The sequence below is a fragment of the Streptomyces sp. GC420 genome (genome assembly GCF_009916105.1).
GTDB lineage: Bacteria > Actinomycetota > Actinomycetes > Streptomycetales > Streptomycetaceae > Streptomyces.
On record NZ_JAAAXQ010000037.1, the window covers coordinates 1 to 18,797 of the forward strand.

Below are 18,797 nucleotides of genomic sequence, written 5' to 3' on the forward strand. Positions count from 1 at the left end.
GGGTTGGGTTGCCGAAGGTCCGGTGGTGGGGCCTTCCACCGTGGGCGCGGCCGTCATGGACCCGGTGTCCGTGACGCCTCCCGCCGCGGGGACGTCGGCGCGCTGGAGTCGGTCCAGCCCCATGTCGTACCGGCCGCCCGGCAGTTCGGCCGCCAGCAGCCGGAGGCGGGGGTGGGCGGCCGGTTCGAGCCGGCCGACGACACGCATGCGCAGGCCGGTGGCGGAGGCGAGGAGCCGCAGGTTGTCCCGGTGGGCGAGCTCCGGATGGTCGTGCGCGGACGTGACGCGCAGGCGCAGCGGCGGTCCGTCTCCCCCGTGGCAGTCGGCGAGCAGGCAGTCACCTCCGGCCTCGTGGACGGCGCCGCGCAGGGTGATGTCGAGGAACAGCAGGTCCTGGCCGTCCCCGGCCCCCTGCGCGGCGCGGAGCGCGCGGGCCGCCTGCCGGGCGGGCGGCACCGCCCACAGGGCGGCGAGCGGCTCCTCGTCCCACCCGGCTCCCGCGGCCCGTACGGCCCGCACCCCCTTGCCCGCCCCGAGCCGGCCGTCGGCCGAGACGGTGGCGCCGGAGACGACGAGGCCCGCGCCCGCGAGTTCGCGGTGGGTGAGGGCGGTGTCGCCGATCCTGACCGTGCGCGAGGCGGCGCCCGTGGCGCGAGCGGGACCGCCGGGCGCGACGTCGGGGACGGTGTACAGCCGACCCTGGGCGTCGGCGACCCAGGTCACGGCGCCGGCGTGGCCGGAGGCGGTGAGTACGGGCTCGGTGCACAGGCCGAACAGGCGGAGCGAGCCACCGTCCTCGTAGGACCTGCGGGAGGTGCCGCGCAGCTCGGCGACGCGCTCCGGTGAGGCGGGCCGGCGCAGGGCGTGGGCGGTCGCGAGGAGTTCGCGCAGGGCACCGGCGAGGTCGGCGAGGCGGTAGCCGGGCTCGGCGGCGCGCGCCGCGCGGAGCAGGGTCACCGTGCGCACGGCCGCCGAGGCGGGGCGCGGGAGCCCGGCGAGGCGCGCGGTGTGCGCGGCCCGCAGCAGCTCGGCCTGAGTGACGGCCCCGGCGCCGTCCGCTCCCGCTTCGAGGACGGCGGCGCCCGCCGACCACAGGGCATCGGCGGCGGCGAGCAGTTCGGCGGCCGGCGGCTGGGGGGCGGCGGACTCCGGGACCGGGGCGGGTCCGGTGTCCGGCTCCGGTTCCGGCCGCGCCTGCGGGGCCGTGTCCGGTTGCGTGTCCGGGTGCGTTTCCTGGTGCGGCTGGGGCTCTGCCACCGGGGCGACGCAGGCCGCCGCGGCGCGGTGCACGCAGGCGGGAGCCAGCAGGCATCCGCAGCGGATGGCGTCGGCCGAGGCGACCGTGCCGCCGGGGGCGTGGAGTTCGAGGGTGGTCTCGTCGTCGACGGCGATGCGGACCGTGTCCCCGTCCACGGTCGTCGGCTTGGTGGCGAGTTTGGCCGCGGCGGCGTCCAGCCGCTTGCGCAGGCGTGGGCTGAGGGACTCGATGAGTTCCGCGGTGACGACGGGCGGGACTGAGGGCAGGATCATGTGCGGCTTCGCGTCGAGGTCTGGGGGCGTGTCCGAGTGCAGGTCCGGGTGCGGGTGCGGGTTCATGTGGGGGTCCGGGTGCGGGTTGATGTGCTGCGGGGCGGTCAACGGATCTTCTCCCCCACCCAGCGGGCCAGTTCGAGCGGACTGAGCGCCGCGACGGGCATACCGGCGGCGACGAGCTGTCCCGCGACTCCCTTGGAGTAGCGGGGCCGCCCCGCGTCATCGAGTCCGGCACAGCCCAGCAGATGGCAGCCGGAGCCGATCAGTTCCCGTACCTCGGAGAGCAGTCCGCCCATCGGATACCCCTCCTCGAAGTCGCTGACCACGACGACAAGGGTCCGTGAGGGTGCCGTCACGAGCGTGCGGGCGTGGCGCAGGGCGGCCGCGATGTGCGTGCCTCCGCCCACCCGTACTTCGAGGAGCAGGCCGAGGGGGTCGTGGATGTGATCGGTGAAGTCCAGCACCTCGGTGGAGAAGGCCAGGAAGTGGGTGGACAGCGCGGGGACTCCGGCGAGGACGGAGGCGGTGAGGGCCGACCAGATGGTGGAGGCCTCCATCGAACCGGACACGTCGGTGACGATGACGAGCCGCCAGTCGGCCGAGCGGCGGCCCCGGCTGCGGAACACCGGCCGTTCGGGGACGACTTGGACCGTGCCCTCCGGGGCGCGGCGGGCGGTCGCGAGGTTCGCCCGAAGGGTGCGGGCGAGGTCGAGGCCGCCGCCGGGGCGGCTGGTCGGGCGCTGCTGGACGGCGCCGGTGAGTGCGGGGCGCATCCGGGTGGCGAGCTGCCGGGTGAGTTCGTCCACGAGACGCCGCACCAGCGGCCGCAGCGCGGCGAGCCGGGCCTCGGGCAGGCCGCCCGCATGCTGGAGCACCGTGCGCAGCAGGTCCACGGAGGGCCGCACGGAGTCGGGGTCGAGCGCGAACGCGGCGTCCTGCCGTCCGGCGGCGGCGGCTGCCGCGAGCACCTCCTCGCGTATGCCGGGCCCGAAGAGCGCGGCCAGTTCCGCGGCCCACTCGCGCACGCCCGGGTAGGGGGCTTCCCGCCCGCCCCGCCGGCCGGCGGGCCCGGTGAGGTCTCCCCCCGCGCCTTCGCCGCGTCCCTGCCCGTACAACTCGTCGAGCGCCGTCGCGAGCGCGGCGGCCCGGCCGCCGAGCCGTTCGGCCCGGCGCCCCAGCACGAGCCTCCACCGCTCGGCGGGCGTGAGCCGGTCCTGGTCCGCCGTCAGGCCCGCCGGCCCGCCGGGCTCCGGTCGTACGGCCGCGAGGTCGTGCGCGGTGTGCGCCCCCGCCCCCGCAGGGCAGGGGATCCCGTCGGCCGGTCGCGTTCCCCCGGCCGCGGAGGCGGGTGGCAGCGCGGGCTCCCCCGGGGTGCCCCCGACCGGGGAGGCGGTCTCCTCGTCCGGGCCGGCGAGCGCCGGGGCCGTCCGGCCGGGCGGGGCGGTGCGTGGAGGCTCCGTACCGGGGCGGAGGGTTCCCGGAGCGGACGTCCCGTCCGCGTCCTGTGGCCCGGAGGCCGCGTCCGCCGCGTCGGCGGGCCGTGCTGCTCCCGGCACCGGAGAAGCGTGCGGCAGCGCGGGCCCGTCCTGCGGCGAGCCCCCGGCCGGGGGCCGCGTTCCCACCGGGGCCGCGCCCACGCCGGGCCGGGGGTCTCCCGCCCCGGCGGTGGGCGCGGGAGCGGTCCTGTGGGCCGGAACCGCGTACGGGGCACCCCGGCGGGAGGGCCCGGCGTGGGGTGCGGGGACCGGCAGCAGGTCTTCCGCCGCCAGGGTTCCGCGGGCCGCCAGATCGGCGCGGGTCCAGGCGGCGAGTGTGCCGGGGTCGAGGTCGGCGAGGTCGGTGACCTGGGTGCCTGTGCGTTCCTCGACGACCGCGAGGAGCCGGTCACGGGCTGCGGGGCTGAGCGTGTCGAAGCCTCCGCGCAGCGCGGGGAGCCGGTCCAGGAAGTCGCGGTCGGGCAGGGAGGTGACGCGGTCGAGGAGAGGCGTGAGGGTGGCCGGCGCCGTTTCGAGAAGCGGCGCCGAGGCCGTGAGGAGGCCGGTGAGGCGTGCCGTGAGATCGGCGCGGGCCGCAGGGCCGGCGGCCGCGTCGAGCCAGGAAGCGGCGCGCGTGCCGAGGGCGGACGGGTCCTCGTGGCCGAGCAGCACCCGTACGGCTCCGGCGGCGCCCCGCATCAGCGGCGAGCCCTCGGCCGCCAGGCGGGCCAGCGCGTCCCCGAGGCGGATGCCGCCGGTGCGGTCGGCCCGGTGGGCCAGTTCGAGCAGGGCCCGCGCGTCGGCGGGGTCCTCGGAGCCGGTGAGGCCGTCGACCTGGCGTACGGCCGCGGTCGTGAGTGCCTCGGCCGTGTCCGCGAGCCGGTCCCGCCAGTCCGGGGCCGGGTCCCCGCCGGACAGGCCGGGCACATGGCCCGCGCCGAGCCGGTCGACGAGGGCAAGGGCGGCCAGGAGTTCGGGCAGTGTGCCCGCGCCGGGGACGACAGCGGCGGTCTCGGCGAGCCGCTCGGCCGCGAGCGCCGGGAGACCGCAGGCCGCGGCGAGGGCGAGGCCTTCGACGGTCTGCGCCGCGGTGGGGCCGCCCTCGGCGACGGCCGTGCGGTGCCGTTCGCGCAGGGTGCCCTCCGTGGCCTGCGCGGAGGTGACACCGCGATGCCCTGCCGCGGCGAGCAGCGCCGCGGTGGCGGGGGTCCACCGAACCCGCCACCGGCTGGTGAGGGTGTCGGTGCCCGCGGGTCCGGAGGTGGCCTGCTCCTCGGCGTACGGGATGCCGCAGACGGCGAGTCGGCGCAGCAGGATCTCGCGGTCGCGGTCGGGGCCGGAGCGCAGCGGGTCGAGCCGCAGCTCACGGTCGGCGGCCGGCGATCCGGGCCCGGGCAGTCCGAGCGCGGCGAGTTCGGCCTCGACGGCGGGAGCGAGGCCGCTGCGCGGTGCCCCGGGGGCGGGCCGGCCGGTGCGCCGCCCCACCAGTACCCCTTCCAGCGCGCGGGCCACGGCGCGGCCCCGGCCGAGCGGCTCCCCCTGGGCGAGCACGCTCTGGACGGCCTCGACGAGTTCGCCGCGCCCCGGGGCGGGAAGTCCGCGCAGTCGCGCGAGGTCGGTGGCGTGCCGTGCGATCTCCCGCGCGTCGGCGGGTCCCGAGGCATGGTCCTGGCCCCGCAGTTCGGCGCATATCCGCACGGCGGTCCGTACGACGGCGTCCTCCAGCCGCGCGGTGTCGCCGCCCGCCTCCAGGACGAGTTGCTGCCACTCGGGGTCCCGGATCCCGGCGGGGTAGCCGGAGCGCTCGTCGAGCAGGGCGTAGGTGTACGGGATGAGGGAGACGGTGCAGGTGGCCGGGGCAGGGGACGGCGCCGGGTCCGGTGCCCGGCACTGGCCCGTGCCTCCGGACGCGGCGGACGGCAGTGCAAGTGCCGGGGCGTGGAAGGCTCCTATCACCGCGGCGGGTCGCCGGCCCTCGTCGAGGGCCGCCCGCAGATGGGCTCGCATCCGGTGTTCGCGGGCCAGGTCGAGCGGGTCCACGCCAGGGCCCCGCTCGGCGTCGCTGCGCAGGGCCCAGCCGGTGAGGAGGGCCGCACGCCTGACCGCTTCCGGGGTGGAGCCGGGGGCGGGCGCCTCCACGAGACGGTCCCAGAGATCCTCGCCGTCCCGTCCGGTGAGACGGGTGCGCAGGGCGTCGTGAAGGGTGGCGGGCAGGGCGGGCCGGAGCGCGGGGCCCGTGTCCGCCGGGTTTCTGCGGTGGCCGCGCCAGGCCGGGTCGGCGAGGGGCAGGTCGCAGGCGACGGCGGGCACCCCGTTGCGTGCGGCCCAGCGCAGCGCCGCGAGTTCGGGCGAGAAGTCGGCGAACGGGTAGAACGCCGGGGCGTGCCCGGCCATGCCGTCGGCGCCTGCCCGCGTGACGGCGGCCAGGGCCACGGGCGCGACGGTGTGCTCGTGGGCGAGCCACCGCAGCCAGTCCTGGAGCTCCGCGGGCAGTTCCACGAGCAGCACGTCGGGCCGGGCGGCGTCCAGCAGGTGCGGTACGGCCGCGGCGAGGGAGGGGGCGTGGTGCCGTACGCCGATGAGGAACGGCCCGCCGGGATCGGTGAGGGCGTCGAGGACGTCCTCGGGCTCCCGGACCTCCAGGGTCCCGCATGTCTCGCCTGCCTCCAGGATCGAGCCGGGGCTCCCGGCTTCCCGGATGTCCCTGTCGTCGGGTGTCTGCCGCACGGCGGTCAGCCCTCCAGGGTGTGGCGCAGGTCCCACAGCGTGCGCCAGGTGGCCGAGCCCTGCTCGGCGCGGCGGCGGACCGCCCCGTCCCAGTACCCGAGGAGGCGGGCGGCGTCGGCCGGGTCGTCCTTGCGGACGACGCCGGTCAGGTGGCCGGGGAGCAGGCCGAGCACGTCACGGTCGCCCGGGAAGTACGCGGCGGCCAGGCCCAGCGCGGTGGCGACGGAGACGGCTTCGGCCGTGCTCATGACCGTGGACGGTTTCTCGACCTCCCAGCCCTCGACGGATCGGCCTCCGCGCAGGTCGCGGAAGGCGGTGACGAGCGCCTCCAGGACGGCGTCGTCGACCTGGTAGGCGGCGCCGGCCCGTTCCACGGCGGCCCGGGACTGGGCCCGCACCAGGTCGGTCTCGGCGTCGATGTCGCCGATGGGGCCCACCGTCTCGAAGTTGAAGCGCCGCTTGAGCGCGGCGGACATCTCGGAGACGCCCTTGTCGCGGAGGTTGGCGGTGGCGATGAGGGTGAAGCCGGGCGCCGCGTGGAGCTGGGCCTCCGCCGTGCCCGCGAGTTCGGGCACGGCGATGCGGCGTTCGGAGAGCAGGGAGACGAGGGCGTCCTGCACCTCGGGCAGGCAGCGCGTGACCTCTTCGACGCGGGCGACGGCCCCGGTCGTCATAGCGGTCAGCACGGGTGACGGGACGAGCGCCTGCGGGGTGGGGCCCTGGGCGAGCAGCAGGGCGTAGTTCCAGCCGTACTTGAGCTGGTCCTCGGTGGTGCCCGCGGTGCCCTGGACGGTGAGGGCGCTGGTGCCGCAGACGGCGGCGGCGAGCAGTTCGGAGAGCATCGACTTCGCCGTGCCCGGCTCGCCGACGAGCAGCAGGCCGCGCTCGCCGGCCAGGGTGACGACGCAGCGTTCGACAAGGGCCCGGTCGCCGACGAACTTGCGGCGGACGGCGAGCCGCCGGGAAACGCCCTCGGGGGCGGTGGCCGCCCTGGGCAGGGACAGCGGCTGCTCGCTGCCCATGACGAAGGTGACGACGGCACGCGGGGTGAGCCGCCAGCCGGGCGGGCGCGGGCCCGAGTCGTACGCGGCGAGGAACGCCAGCTCCTCGGCGTACAGCTCCTCGGGCGGTACGACCTGACGGGCGGCCGGCAGGGAGGTCGCACCGGTGGTCGTCCCGGCGTTCCTGGCGGTGTCCGTGTTCCTGGCGGCGTTCGTGTTCGTGGCGGCGTTCGTGTTCGTGGCGGTCGTCATCGGCGGCGGCCCTTCCGGGTGGCTCGGGTGATCAGTTCTTCGAAGGCGGGCGCGTCACCTTCGCGCACCCGCTGCCAGGCGCGGGCGAAGAGTTCCGGCACGGGCACCGTCGGCACCGTGCGGGCATGGTGGCGGACGGGGTAGAGGCCCTGCTTCCAGCTCTCCACGGGCAGGGCGGGCGACTTGAGGGCCTCCCAGCCGCCCGGCAGGAACAGGGAACGCCCGGCGCGGGCCCGCTTGGCCTCCACCACCAGGTCGGTCCCGGCGAGTTCGGCGCGGGCCTTCTTCGTCCGGGCGGGCTTCCAGCCGGTCCACCGGACGCAGTTGCGGTCGGTGGGGTCGGGCAGGGCAAGCAGTTGGAGGTAGAGGGTGGCGGCGTCCTCGCTCAGGCCGTGGGCGGCGGCGGCCTCGCGGACCAGGTGCGGGACGCAGCGGCCGGGGTCCTGGGCGTGGCCAGGTGTGGCATCCTCCTCCAGGCCGGCGTGGACGGCCTGTTCCATGTCCTCGCCCAGGATGGCCTTCAGCGGTGCCACGGACCACTCCCCGACGAGGCCCTCTACGAGTCCCAGCGCGGGGTCGTCGGGGCCGGTGAGCCCGGCGGGGCGGAGCAGGGTCCGCTCGTTGTCTCCGTACCAGGGGTACAGGACGAAGGTCTCTCCGACGCGGGTGAGTCCGTCGGGGCCCGCTCCGCCGGTGGCGCCGAGTCCATGCGACGCGCGGATCTCGGCGGCGATCGGCGCGCCCTTGGGACCCCACTGGAAGTCCAGGACGAGCAGCAGGCCCGGGTCGGCGAGGCGCTGCCGCAGTGCGGCCAGGGCGCCGGGGAGCGCGGAGCGCAGCGGATGCCCGTACGGCAGTTCGTAGGCGAGCCCGGCCAGGGCGTCCACGGACTCGCGCAGCCGGCCGTGGCCGGGGAGGGCCGAGGGGTCCTCGGCGATGAGCTGTCCCTCCGCGTCGAGGCGCTGCACGGTGGTGCGGCTGAGCCACGGGGTGTGCGTGGGGTTGAGCAGTGCACCGGCGGTGCCGGTGGGCAACCCGGGGATGTCCAGGTCCTCGGGGACGCGTACGAGGTTTCCGAAGCGGGCCGTCCACGCGTGGACGGCCGCTTGTGCGGCGGGGCCCGCGCCGGGGCCGCTCTCCCACAGGCCGGCGAGGTCCTGGGGCAGCAGCGCGGCGAGCACGGCGAGCCGGTCGTCGAGGTCCAGGCCGCGCAGCCGGTCGAGGCCCGTGCGCGCCTGACGTGCGGTCAGGCCGATGGTTTCCAGGACGCGGGCCGCCAGGGCGCCGTCGTGGGGGGCGGCGCTCTCGCCCGCGAGGAGCAGCGTGGCCTGCGCGGGGCCGCAGCCGGGGGCCGCGGCGAGGGTGGCGGCGGCCTCGGGCCTCCAGGGTGCGGCGCCGCGCTCGCGGACCAGCCGGGTGAGGGCGGTGACGCGGTCGGCGGGGAGGGTGTCCGCGACGGGCCGGTCGTCGACGAGGGTGAAGTGGGCGACGGGTCCGAACGCTCCCGCGGGGTCGTGGTCGAGGGCGAGCCAGTCGGCCGTGTCCTCGGCCTTCTCCGAGCGGACGCAGGCGAGGACGACGGCGGTCCGCTCTCCGTGGCGCAGCACCTGTCCGCCGCGCTGCTTCTTGTGTCCCTTCTCGCGCAGGACGACGCGGCGCAGTGTGCCGCGCTGTCCGGCGAGCGGTCCTTCGGCGAGGGCGTCGAGGAGCAGGAGCAGGGCGGTGCGTTCGTCGGCTCCGGTGGCCGGGGCGGCGGCGCGCCAGGCGAGGGCCCCCGTGTGGCTGAGGAGCGGGGTCCAGTCCATGCTGCCCGAGGGTGCGGTCAGCGGGTCGGAGGTCCAGCCGCCCTCGAGGTGTGCGAGGTCGTGCTCCGCGGGCAGGGTCCGGCCCTCGGCGGCCTTCCCGCTGAAGACGTGGTTGGCGGCCCTGATCTGGTGCAGGACGTGCCAGCCGCCTCCCCAGTGGCCCTCGATGTGGTGCCCCAGGACTGCGCGGGCCGCGCCGAGGACGGTGCCGCTGTCGCCGTGCTCCGGCCGGTAGTCCTCGAACATGGCGGTCTCGCGGCGTTCGACCGCCCGCTGCGGTTTGGCCGGGTCGGCGAACTTCGCGACGTCGGCGCGCAGTCGGAGCAGAGTGCGGACGACGGCGGTGACTCCGGTGCGCAGCGCGGGGTGGGTGACCTCGGGCAGCAGGCGGGCCATCGCCTCGTCCTCGTCGCGGGCCCGGGCGGCCGCGTCGAGTCTGTCGGCGCGGTGCCGTTCCAGCACCTCGGCCAGTCCCCGGGCGATGTCGGCCGCCCGGGTGCCGGTGAGCGCGCGCAGCGCCTCGGAGCCCGCCTCGTCGCGGACCTTCATGGCGTGCCAGAAGGAAGCCGGGGGGACCAGCGGGGTGCCCGCGGCGTACTCCCCGCCCTTTCTGTCGCAGGGGATGCGCCCGAGGGAACCGGCGTCCGGGCCCGCCCCGTCGGCGTACAGCGCGAGCGTGTTGCCGACCGTGGCGAGGACGGGCCCGGCGCCGCCGGGCAGCCGCAGTGCCCCGACCGGCACGGGACGGCAGCCGCAGCTCGTCTCCGCGGGCACGGAGACCGTGGATCCGTCGGGCGTGCCCGCGGTGAGGCGGTCCCCGTCGGCGCGCACCCACCGGCCGAGCACGGTGCCGTCGGTTCCGAGCGGCGAGTCCTCCAGGCCCGGCTGCAGCGGCATCAGTTCGCAGTGCTCCGCCAGCAGGGAACCGCCCTCGCGCACGCCCGCCGCGAGGGCCGCGGGCAGCGAGGTGCGGCCGACGACTCCGGTGGCGGGGGCGTACTCCTGCCATGAGCTGCCGGCGCTGGTCCGGCGGAGCCGCCAGTGGCCGGTGCCGTCGCCGATGATCGCCCCCCGATTGGGCAGCGCTGTGTCGCCCGCGTGCAGGACGCGGCCGCCGGTGGCTCGGCCGCCGCCCGGCAGCGGCAGGGAGATCCCGCCGCTGTGCCAGGTCTGCTCGGACTTGAGTGTGAAGACCTCCGAGGGGCGCGCGGACCAGTAGGCGCGCTGCTTGCCGTCGTGCCACCAGTGGACGAGGAGCTGGCCGTCGACGTAGCGGAAGCCGGGCCGCTGCCAGGAGTTGACCCGGTCCGGGATGCGCAGGTCGTGGTCGAGCAGGATGCCGTCGGGGCCGACGACGACCGCCTTGTGGTTCCTGGCGATGATCAGCGCGGGCCATGCCTCCTCGGTGACGAACCAGTTGTTCTCCTTCGCGCGTGGCTCGCCGAGGAGCCGCATCCCCTCTTCGAGGGCGGGCCAGCCCAGTTCGTCGAGGATTCCGGCGCGCAGCGTGCGGGCCAGCACGTCCGTCAGGTCGTGCCGGGCGATCCGGGCGACGGCACCGGGGTTCACCTCGGCGGCCACCGTACGGAACGGGTGGATCCGGTCGAGGACGGACCGGGCTCCGGGCAGTCCGGTGGCGGCGGTGAACTCGTCGGCGCGTTCGGCCAGCCAGTCGCTCAGGGCATCCCGCAGCACCGGCTGCCGGACGATGGCGTGCAGGTGCCGGTTGCCGGTGGACCGCAGCCCGGGACGGCCGCCGACGGCGTCGCGCAGCATCGGCGCGAAGCGCTTGTCCGCGGCGACGGCGGCGAGGTCGCGGCGGCCCTTGTCCCGGCCGCCGAACCAGCCGTCGATGTCGAGTTCGGGCGCGCGCCCCCGCTCCGGGGGGTCCATGACGGGGACGCCGTGGGCGAGGCACGCGTCGAGCAGGTCGAGGTCGACGGTGCAGCGCCAGCGACCGCCCCTGAAGAGATCGGCGGGCGTGCCGTCGGCCCGCAGCCGCCGCGCCATCCGGGCGACGAGTTCGTAGGTCGCCGGTGACCTGCGCGGCCCGCGCCAGCTCGACTTGAGGTACGCGGCCCACTTCGAGAGCCACTCCGCGGCGTCGGTGCGGGCGCCTTCCCCGGCGTCGGTGAGCAGGGTCTCGGCGCCGCTGTCGGCGAGGATTTCCAGCCAGGGCTCCTCATCGCCGTGCTCGTCGCCGAGGCCGGCGGGCATGATCTCCAGCAGCCGGGCCCGCACGGCGGGGTCCTGCCCGGCGAGCACCAGCAGGGTGGGGCGGTAGGCCTTCCAGAAGGAGCCGGGGGCGCGCACCACGGCGGGTGAGGGCAGCAGTTCGGCCAGGAGCGCCGTCTCCTCGGTGACCCGGGGCAGTCCGGCGGCCCTGATCAGCTTGCGGGCGTCCTGCGGCAGCGCGGCGTACGGCGGCATGCCGGCGGCGCAGCGCTCGATGATCAGCCGGCGGTACTGCGCCCAGGCCTCGGCCGGGTCGAGGCGCTGCGTCAGGTCGCGCACGTGCTCCTTGAGCGCCTTGACGCTGAGCGCCCCGGCGAAGGCGAACTCCAGGAAGACGGCCCGCTGCCTTGCCTCGTCGACGGGCAGGCCGTGCACCCGCTCGGCCTCGCGTGCCTTGCCGAAGAAGACGGTGGCGTAGCCGGTGCTGTCGTGCTGGAGGAAGATCCGGGCGGCCTGCTCGTAGAAGGTGGGCAGGAAATGCGGGACGGACCTGCCCAGTTGTACGCCGAGCGCCTCGAAGCCGTCCTTGGCGGCGCCGGCGCGGGAGGCGGCGGTGCGCGCGAGGCGCTCGACGTCCTTGACGAGGGCGAGGGCGTGGTGCCCGTTGGCGGGGTCGTTGACCAGGGCCCAGGCGGGGAAGCCGAGCGTCTCGCGGCGCACCTGCCCGAGATCCTCGGTGACCTTCTCCCGGGCGAGGCCCAGGAAGTCCAGTGCCAGGTCCTCGGCGTCGCCGAGGGTGGCGGGGACCAGGCGCACGACCTTGCGGCCGGGCAGCACCGGGTGGGTGTACGTGCGGGAGGTGAGGGTGTCGGCGTCCTGCCCGGGGTGGCTCCCGGGCGGGAGGACGGCGCCCGCGTCCAGGAGGGCCGCGGTGCCGGCGGCGCCGGGGGTGCTGATGGTCTCGGTGACGCTCATGCCGCCTGCTCCTCCTCGATGTCGCGGCCCGCGTAGAGCGCGGCCGCCATCCGCATGCCCTCGGACCAGGCCACGGGCCCGACCTGACCGAGCTTCAGGGACTTGCCGTGGCTCGTTGTCCAGCCCAGCGGTCCGGTCTCGGTCTGCTCGTAGCCGTCGTAGTCGCCGAGCCAGACGCGTGCCTCGGCCGTGGCGCCGTTCTCCAGGACGGGGCAGACGGCGTGGCCGCCGCGGACCCGGTAGCCGAGCGAGGTGGCGCGGCCGGCCAGGAAGCGCAGCTGTTTGAAGGAACCGCCCTCGTAGTCGTCGACGACGACGGCCTCCGGGTCGCGGGAGGGCTCGCGCCGCCAGACCTCGCGGAAGAGCTGCTGGACCTGCTGCCGCGCGCCGAGTTCGACGGCGAACTCCCGCAGTTCGTCGAGGTCGTCCAGGAGAACGGGGTGCGGGATGCGGATCTGTTCCGCCCGGACCCTGACCGTGTCGCCGTCGAGGTCGACCAGTCCGATGCCGCGCTCGGCGTCGGCGTCCCGGAGGTATCCGGCGACCTGGCCGCCGACGGCTCCTTCGGCCGTGACCACGAGGTCGCGCAGGGCGGCCTGCCAGGCGGGGTCCTGCCACACCTCGGCGAGGACGCCGGCGGGCACGGGGAGCGAGCGGATCATCCAGCGCTCCACGGTGGTCAGGCACTCCCGTTCGTGGCGCTCCAGCCACTCGGTGAGCTGCCGCAGTCCGATCACCGCCGGCTCGTCGGCGATCTTCGGCGGAACGGACTTCAGCAGCCTCCCCGCGCCGTTGCGGCAGATGACCTTTCCGCCGTCGTCGAGGGCGACCTCGTAGTCGCCCGCCCGCATCCACCCCATGCCGAACTCCCCACAGCACAAGCCCATGACAATGTCGCCGACCAGCGGATGAGCGCCCGCTGATCAATTGCTCGGAACTGTAGGGGGAGGCACTGACAACACGGCCGCCCGGCCCCGGGACGGGGGCCGGGCGGCTGTGGAAAACCCGCTGGGCAGCTTCTCGGTGCCCGCCGGGAGACCGGTGTCCGGTGCCGGCCGAGGGCTACTTGCGGGCGTCCGCCCACTCCCGCTGCCGCGCCACGTCGGCCTTGATCTCGGCCAGTTGGACGGCGACGGCGGAAGGAGCGGTGCCGCCGCGGCCGCTGCGGGCGGCCAGGGCGCCGGGCACGTTCAGCACGGTCCGCACCTCGGGTGTCAGATGCGGCGAGATCCTGGCGAACTGGTCGTCCGTCAGCTGGTCCAGTTCGATGCCGTGCGTCTCGCACTCCTTGACGCACTCGCCGGCGACCTCGTGCGCGACCCGGAACGGCACGCCCTGCTTGACCAGCCACTCCGCGATGTCGGTGGCGAGGGAGAAACCGGCAGGGGCAAGCTCCTCCATCCGCTCCCGGTTGACGGTCAGGGTGGCCATCATGCCGGTGAAGGCGGGCAGCAGGACCTCCAACTGGTCGCAGGAGTCGAAGACCGGCTCCTTGTCCTCCTGCAGGTCGCGGTTGTAGGCGAGCGGCAGCGCCTTCAGTGTGGCGAGGAGTCCGGTGAGGTTGCCGATGAGCCGGCCGGACTTGCCGCGGGCGAGCTCGGCGATGTCCGGGTTCTTCTTCTGCGGCATGATCGACGAGCCGGTGGAGAACGCGTCGTGGAGGGTGACGAAGGAGAACTCCTTCGTGTTCCAGATGATGACCTCCTCGGCGATCCGGGACAGGTTGATCCCGGTCATCGCGGTGATGAACGCGAACTCGGCGACGAAGTCCCGCGAGGCGGTGCCGTCGATGGAGTTGGCGGCGGAGCCGTGCTCGAAGCCGAGGTCCTGGGCGACCGCCTCCGGGTCGAGTCCGAGGGAGGAACCGGCCAGGGCGCCCGACCCGTACGGGGAGACGGCGGTCCGCTCGTCCCACTGCCGCAGCCGTTCGGCGTCGCGGGACAGGGACTGCACATGGGCGAGCACATGGTGGGCGAACAGGACCGGCTGGGCGTGCTGGAGGTGCGTACGGCCGGGCATGGCGACGTCCGGGTGGGCCTCGGCGAGGCCGATCAGGGCCTCCTGGAGGTCGGCGAGGAGGCCGCCGATGATCCGGGCGTGGTCCCGCAGGTACATCCGGAAGAGGGTTGCGACCTGGTCGTTCCTGGACCGGCCGGCGCGCAGCTTGCCGCCGAGGTCCGGGCCGAGCCGCTCCAGCAGGCCGCGCTCCAGGGCGGTGTGCACGTCCTCGTCGGCGATGGTGCCGGTGAAGGAGCCGTCGGCGACGTCGGCCTCGAGCCGGTCGAGGCCGTCCAGCATCCGGGTCAGCTCGTCGGCGGTGAGCAGTCCCGCCTTGTGCAGCACGCGGGCGTGCGCGCGGGAGCCGGCGATGTCGTACGGCGCGAGGCGCCAGTCGAAGTGCACCGACGCCGAGAGCCTGGCGAGGGCCTCGGCCGGGCCGTCGGCGAACCGTCCGCCCCAGAGCCGGACGTCACCGCTGTTGCTGCTCACTGCTTCAAGCTCCTCTGGAGGGGTCGTTCGGAAGCGAAGGGGTGGTGAAGGGAGTGCTGGTGAAGGGAGTGCTGGTGGGGGTGGAGAGGGGTGCGTGTGATGAGGGTGCCGATGTGCGAACCGCCTCCCCACCCCGGGGGTGAGGAGGCGGTTGCCAGGCTAGTACGCGCGGCGCCTACGCCAGGTCACGCTTGGCGGCGATCTTCGAGGAGAGACCGAAGATCTCGATGAAGCCCTGGGCCTTCGACTGGTCGAAGGTGTCGCCCGTGTCGTACGTCGCGAGGTTGAAGTCGTACAGCGACTCGTCCGACTTCCGGCCGGTGACGACGGCCCGGCCGCCGTGCAGGGTCATCCGGATGTCGCCGGAGACGTGCTCGTTGGCCTCGTTGATGAAACCGTCCAGCGCGCGCTTGAGCGGGGAGAACCACATGCCGTCGTAGACGAGCTCGCCCCAGCGCTGCTCGACCTGCCGCTTGTACCGGGCGAGCTCACGCTCGACCGTGACGTTCTCCAGCTCCTGGTGGGCGGTGATCAGCGCGATCGCGCCGGGCGCCTCGTACACCTCGCGGGACTTGATGCCGACGAGCCGGTCCTCGACCATGTCGATCCGGCCGATGCCCTGCGCGCCGGCCCGCTCGTTGAGCTGCTGGATGGCCTGCAGGACGGTGACGGGCGTGCCGTCGATGGCGACCGGGACACCCTGCTTGAAGGTGATGACGATCTCGTCGGCCTCACGGGGGACGGCCGGGTTCTGCGTGTACTCGTAGACGTCCTCGATCGGCGCGTTCCAGATGTCCTCGAGGAAGCCGGTCTCGACGGCCCGCCCGAAGACGTTCTGGTCGATCGAGTACGGGGACTTCTTGGTGGTCGCGATCGGAAGGTTGTTGGCCTCGGCGAACGCGATCGCCTTGTCCCGGGTCATCGCGTAGTCGCGGACGGGGGCGATGCACTTCAGGTCGGGCGCGAGCGAGGAGATACCGGCCTCGAAGCGGACCTGGTCGTTGCCCTTGCCGGTGCAGCCGTGGGCGACGATCGAGGCGTTGTGCTTCTTGGCGGCCGCGACGAGGTGCTTGACGATGGTGGGCCGGGAGAGCGCCGAGACCAGCGGGTAGCGGTCCATGTACAGCGCGTTGGCCTTGATCGCCGGAAGGCAGTACTCGTCGGCGAACTCGTCCTTGGCGTCCGCGACCTCGGCCTCCACCGCACCGCAGGCGAGCGCGCGCTTGCGGATGACGTCCAGGTCCTCGCCGCCCTGGCCGACGTCCACGGCAACGGCGATGACCTCGGCGCCCGTCTCCTCGGCGATCCAGCCGATGGCGACGGAGGTGTCCAGGCCGCCCGAATAGGCGAGTACGACGCGCTCGGTCACGGGTTTCTCCTTACAGTGCATTCGCTGTTGGGTATAAGTATGCACTCCTCTGCATGGTTCGTCAATCTCGCCCCGGTCCGCGAAAACGTGAAGCGCTTGCTTGAACGCCGGACGGTCTTGTTCCGTACCTGCCACCGAACGCAGGCGCCGCGTTTCCCCTACCGAGGAGCGGGCCGCCCGGTCACCCCGGCGGCTCCCCACCTGAACCCCCAGTGAGGATTCCGCATGTCCAGGGCTCTTCCGAAGTACAACAAGCGCCGTGTCGTCGTGGCAGGCGGCGCTGCCGCCGTCGTGCTGTCCGGCGCGGTGATCGCCGGCTCCGCCCTGGCCGGGGAGGGAGGGAACGGCGGTCAGGCCACCACCAGGGCCGCGGCATCACCCGGAACGGTGAACTGCCCCGCCGTCGAGCCGAGCCTGCCCGAGATCCCCGCCTCCGCACAGGCCGAGGTCGACCGCAACCTCGCCCTCCTCGAGACCCAGATCGCGGAGGCCAACCAGCGGCTGATCGACACCGTCGGCCAGGGCGGACCCAACTTCGTCCAGAACGCCATCCTCGGCCCGCTGGAGAACAAGCGCGTCGCCACTCTCAACCGCATCGAGACCGCCGTCGGCCGCGCCGCGGCGAAGCCCGAGGGACTCGAGGCGCTCGCGCCCTGTGAGCTCAACGGCTGACGACTCACGACTGACGGCCGGAGGGCCGGCGGCCGGCGGGCCGGCAGCCACTCCCCCCGCGGCCGCCCCGGGACCCGTACCGGGGCGGCCGCGCACCGTCACCGGCGCACCACCCGGTCACGGATGTCCGGCACGCGGGAAATTCCCGCTGGAGAACGGTGGTTGACCAATAATCACCGACATGGGAAAGCACTACGAACGGATAGACGGCAGACTCCGCGCCTTCATCGAGGAACAACCGGTCTTCTTCACGGCCACCGCCCCGCTCACGCCCGACGGCCATGTGAACGTCTCCCCCAAGGGCAGGTCCGGCAGCCTGGTCGTGCTCGACGAGATGACGCTCGCCTACCTGGACTTCGGCGGCAGCGGCGCCGAGACGATCGCGCACATCCGCGAGAACGGGCGCATCACCCTCATGTGGTGTGCCTTCACGGGGCCCCCGAAGGTCGTACGGGTCCACGGCCGGGGCGAGGCGGTCTTCCGCGACGATCCGCGCTGGGCGGAGCTGATCCCGCGGTTCGCGGACGCGGACGGCCCCGGGGCGCGGGCGATCATCCTGGTCAGCGCCGTCCGGATCAGCGACAGCTGCGGTTTCGCCGTCCCGTTCATGGACTACCGGGAGGAGCGCACGCAGCACGCGCAGCACTTCGGCCGCAAGTCGGAGGAGGAGTTCGCCGCGTACTGCGAGAAGAAGGAGTTCGTCGGCGTGAGCCTGGACGGCCTCCCGGCCCTGCCGCTCCCCCTCCCCCCTCGCACCGCCTGACGCGGTTTCCAGGTGGCCGTCCGGCGCGCCTCCAGGGGCCTCCCGGGGACGCCTCTCCTCCCCGTCGGCACTCACAGCCGGAACACAGCCGTCACGAAAGCCCCGGCGATTGAACTCCCGCACCTCCGCTTCCGTATCCAAGAGCGCGAAAACGCCAGGAGCAGCCAAGGAGTACCCGTGACGACGATGATCTCCAGCGGTAGGGCCGCGAGGCGCCAGACCATGCGCGCGATCCGGCCCCGCCGTTCCCCTGCGGTGCCCCTGCTGGGGCTCGCCGGGGCGGGGGCCGCGGCCGTGATGTGGCTGTGGTGGGAGAACACCGCGGTGGTGCACATGAGCACCGCGGAGTGGCTGGTCGGGGCGGGCCGGATCACCGGTCTGCTCGGCGGCTACACGATCGCCCTGGTGGTGCTGCTGATGGCACGCGTACCGGCGCTGGAGAAACGGGTGGGTTCGGACCGGGTGGCGCGCTGGCACGCGATGAGCGGCCGGTACGCGATCAGCCTGATCGTGGCCCATGTCGTCCTCACTGTGTACGGCTACTCCGTGCAGGCCGGCACGCCGGTGGTCGAGCAGACCGTCACGGTCGTCGTCGACTTCCCGGAGATGATCGAAGCGACGATCGGCACGGCACTGCTGCTGCTGGTCGGCTTCGTCTCGGCGGGCGCGCTGCGCCGCCGGATGAGCTACGAGGCCTGGTACTACGTCCACCTCCTCACCTACGTGGCGGTGTATCTGACCTTCTGGCACCAGTTGGCCACGGGCGCCGAGTTCGTCGGCAACCCGACCGCCAGGACCGCGTGGTACGTGCTCTACGGGGCGGTCGGCATACTGCTGGTCTGGTACCGCGTCCTGGCCCCGATCCGGCTCAACCAGCGGCACCGGATGCGGGTCGAGAGCACCGTGCGGGAAGCCCCCGGCGTGGTGTCCGTGCTGATCAGCGGGCGGCGGCTGCACCGGCTCGGTGCCGAACCCGGCCAGTTCTTCCGCTGGCGGTTCCTGACCAAGGGGCTGCGCTGGAGCGCCAATCCGTACTCCCTGTCCGCGCCGCCGCGGCCCGATCTGCTGCGCATCACCGTGAAGGCGGTCGGTGAGCACAGCACGGCGCTGGCGGAGCTGGAGCCCGGGACCCGGGTCTGGGCGGAGGGCCCCTACGGCGCCATGACGGCCGGACGGCGCAGCAAGAACAAGGTGCTGATGATCGCGGGCGGCGCGGGCATCACCCCGCTGCGGGCCCTCTTCGAGACGCTGCCCGGCAATCCCGGTGACCTGACGCTGCTGTACCGCGCCAGCAAGACGGAGGACCTGGCGCTGTGGAGCGAGCTGCGGCAGATCGCGGAGAACCGCGGGGCCCGGCTGATGTACGCCGTGAACAGTCCGGACGGGGTCAGGCCCGAGATCACCCCGCAGCGCCTGAAGGAGGTGCTGCCGGACATCGAGGAGCACGACGTCTACCTCTGCGGGCCGCCCGGCCTCGCCGAGGAGTCGTACAGCGCGCTGCGCGAAGCGGGAGTGCCGGCCCGCCGTATCCACCACGAGTCCTTCGAGATGTGAGGCCGT

At 74.4% G+C, this 18,797-nt stretch carries 9 protein-coding genes and 1 pseudogene; 3 read left to right on the forward strand and 7 right to left on the reverse strand.

The window, feature by feature from the left end; all coding sequences use genetic code 11:
• The 7 genes from GUY61_RS07485 to GUY61_RS07515 form a co-directional block, all read right to left on the reverse strand.
• On the reverse strand, positions 1-1,530 hold a 1,530-nt coding region (locus GUY61_RS07485; protein ID WP_243766257.1), incomplete at its 3' end, for a hypothetical protein.
• A 104-nt stretch (positions 1,531-1,634) separates the two neighbouring features.
• Positions 1,635-5,735: a DUF5682 family protein gene (locus tag GUY61_RS07490; protein ID WP_398954611.1), complete on the reverse strand. Its 4,101-nt coding sequence runs from the start codon at positions 5,733-5,735 to the stop codon at positions 1,635-1,637.
• Between the two features lie 5 nt (positions 5,736-5,740).
• Positions 5,741-6,988 carry an AAA family ATPase gene (locus tag GUY61_RS07495; protein ID WP_166629275.1) on the reverse strand — a complete coding sequence of 416 codons (1,248 nt, stop codon included), beginning with the start codon at positions 6,986-6,988 and terminating at the stop codon, positions 5,741-5,743.
• Positions 6,985-11,943 (reverse strand): hypothetical protein, encoded by a 4,959-nt coding sequence (locus tag GUY61_RS07500; RefSeq protein ID WP_166629276.1) that lies wholly within the window; start codon positions 11,941-11,943, stop codon positions 6,985-6,987. The genes GUY61_RS07495 and GUY61_RS07500 overlap by 4 nt, the downstream gene beginning before the upstream one ends.
• Positions 11,940-12,803 carry a DUF4132 domain-containing protein gene (locus tag GUY61_RS07505; protein ID WP_166629277.1) on the reverse strand — a complete coding sequence of 288 codons (864 nt, stop codon included), beginning with the start codon at positions 12,801-12,803 and terminating at the stop codon, positions 11,940-11,942. Before GUY61_RS07505 ends, GUY61_RS07500 begins: the two co-directional genes overlap by 4 nt.
• A 202-nt stretch (positions 12,804-13,005) precedes the next feature.
• Positions 13,006-14,433, reverse strand: a complete 1,428-nt coding sequence (gene argH / locus GUY61_RS07510; protein ID WP_166629278.1) for an argininosuccinate lyase — start codon at positions 14,431-14,433, stop codon at positions 13,006-13,008.
• Between the two features lie 175 nt (positions 14,434-14,608).
• A complete protein-coding gene (locus GUY61_RS07515) occupies positions 14,609-15,802 on the reverse strand; it encodes an argininosuccinate synthase (protein ID WP_166629279.1) in 1,194 nt (397 codons plus the stop codon).
• A 225-nt stretch (positions 15,803-16,027) separates the two neighbouring features.
• On the opposite strand from GUY61_RS07515, the pseudogene GUY61_RS07520 reads away from it, so the two are divergent.
• The 3 genes and pseudogenes from GUY61_RS07520 to GUY61_RS07530 form a co-directional block, all read left to right on the forward strand.
• Positions 16,028-16,468 (forward strand): annotated as a pseudogene (locus GUY61_RS07520) (hypothetical protein); the annotation flags it as partial.
• 187 nt (positions 16,469-16,655) lie between these two features.
• On the forward strand, positions 16,656-17,237 hold the full coding sequence (locus GUY61_RS07525) for a pyridoxamine 5'-phosphate oxidase family protein (RefSeq protein WP_166629280.1): 582 nt from the start codon (positions 16,656-16,658) through the stop codon (positions 17,235-17,237).
• 177 nt (positions 17,238-17,414) lie between these two features.
• Positions 17,415-18,791, forward strand: coding sequence for a ferric reductase-like transmembrane domain-containing protein (locus tag GUY61_RS07530; RefSeq protein ID WP_166629281.1), 1,377 nt, complete (start codon positions 17,415-17,417; stop codon positions 18,789-18,791).
• The last annotated feature ends 6 nt before the right edge of the window (positions 18,792-18,797 follow it).

Excerpts from the sequence above, each read along its gene's own strand:
- GUY61_RS07500 (WP_166629276.1), bottom strand. The coding sequence starts at position 11,943 with ATGAGCGTCACCGAGACCATCAGCACCCCCGGCGCCGCCGGCACCGCG.
- GUY61_RS07525 (WP_166629280.1), top strand. The coding sequence starts at position 16,656 with ATGGGAAAGCACTACGAACGGATAGACGGCAGACTCCGCGCCTTCATC.
- GUY61_RS07505 (WP_166629277.1), bottom strand. The coding sequence starts at position 12,803 with ATGGGGTGGATGCGGGCGGGCGACTACGAGGTCGCCCTCGACGACGGC.
- GUY61_RS07495 (WP_166629275.1), bottom strand. The coding sequence starts at position 6,988 with ATGACGACCGCCACGAACACGAACGCCGCCACGAACACGAACGCCGCC.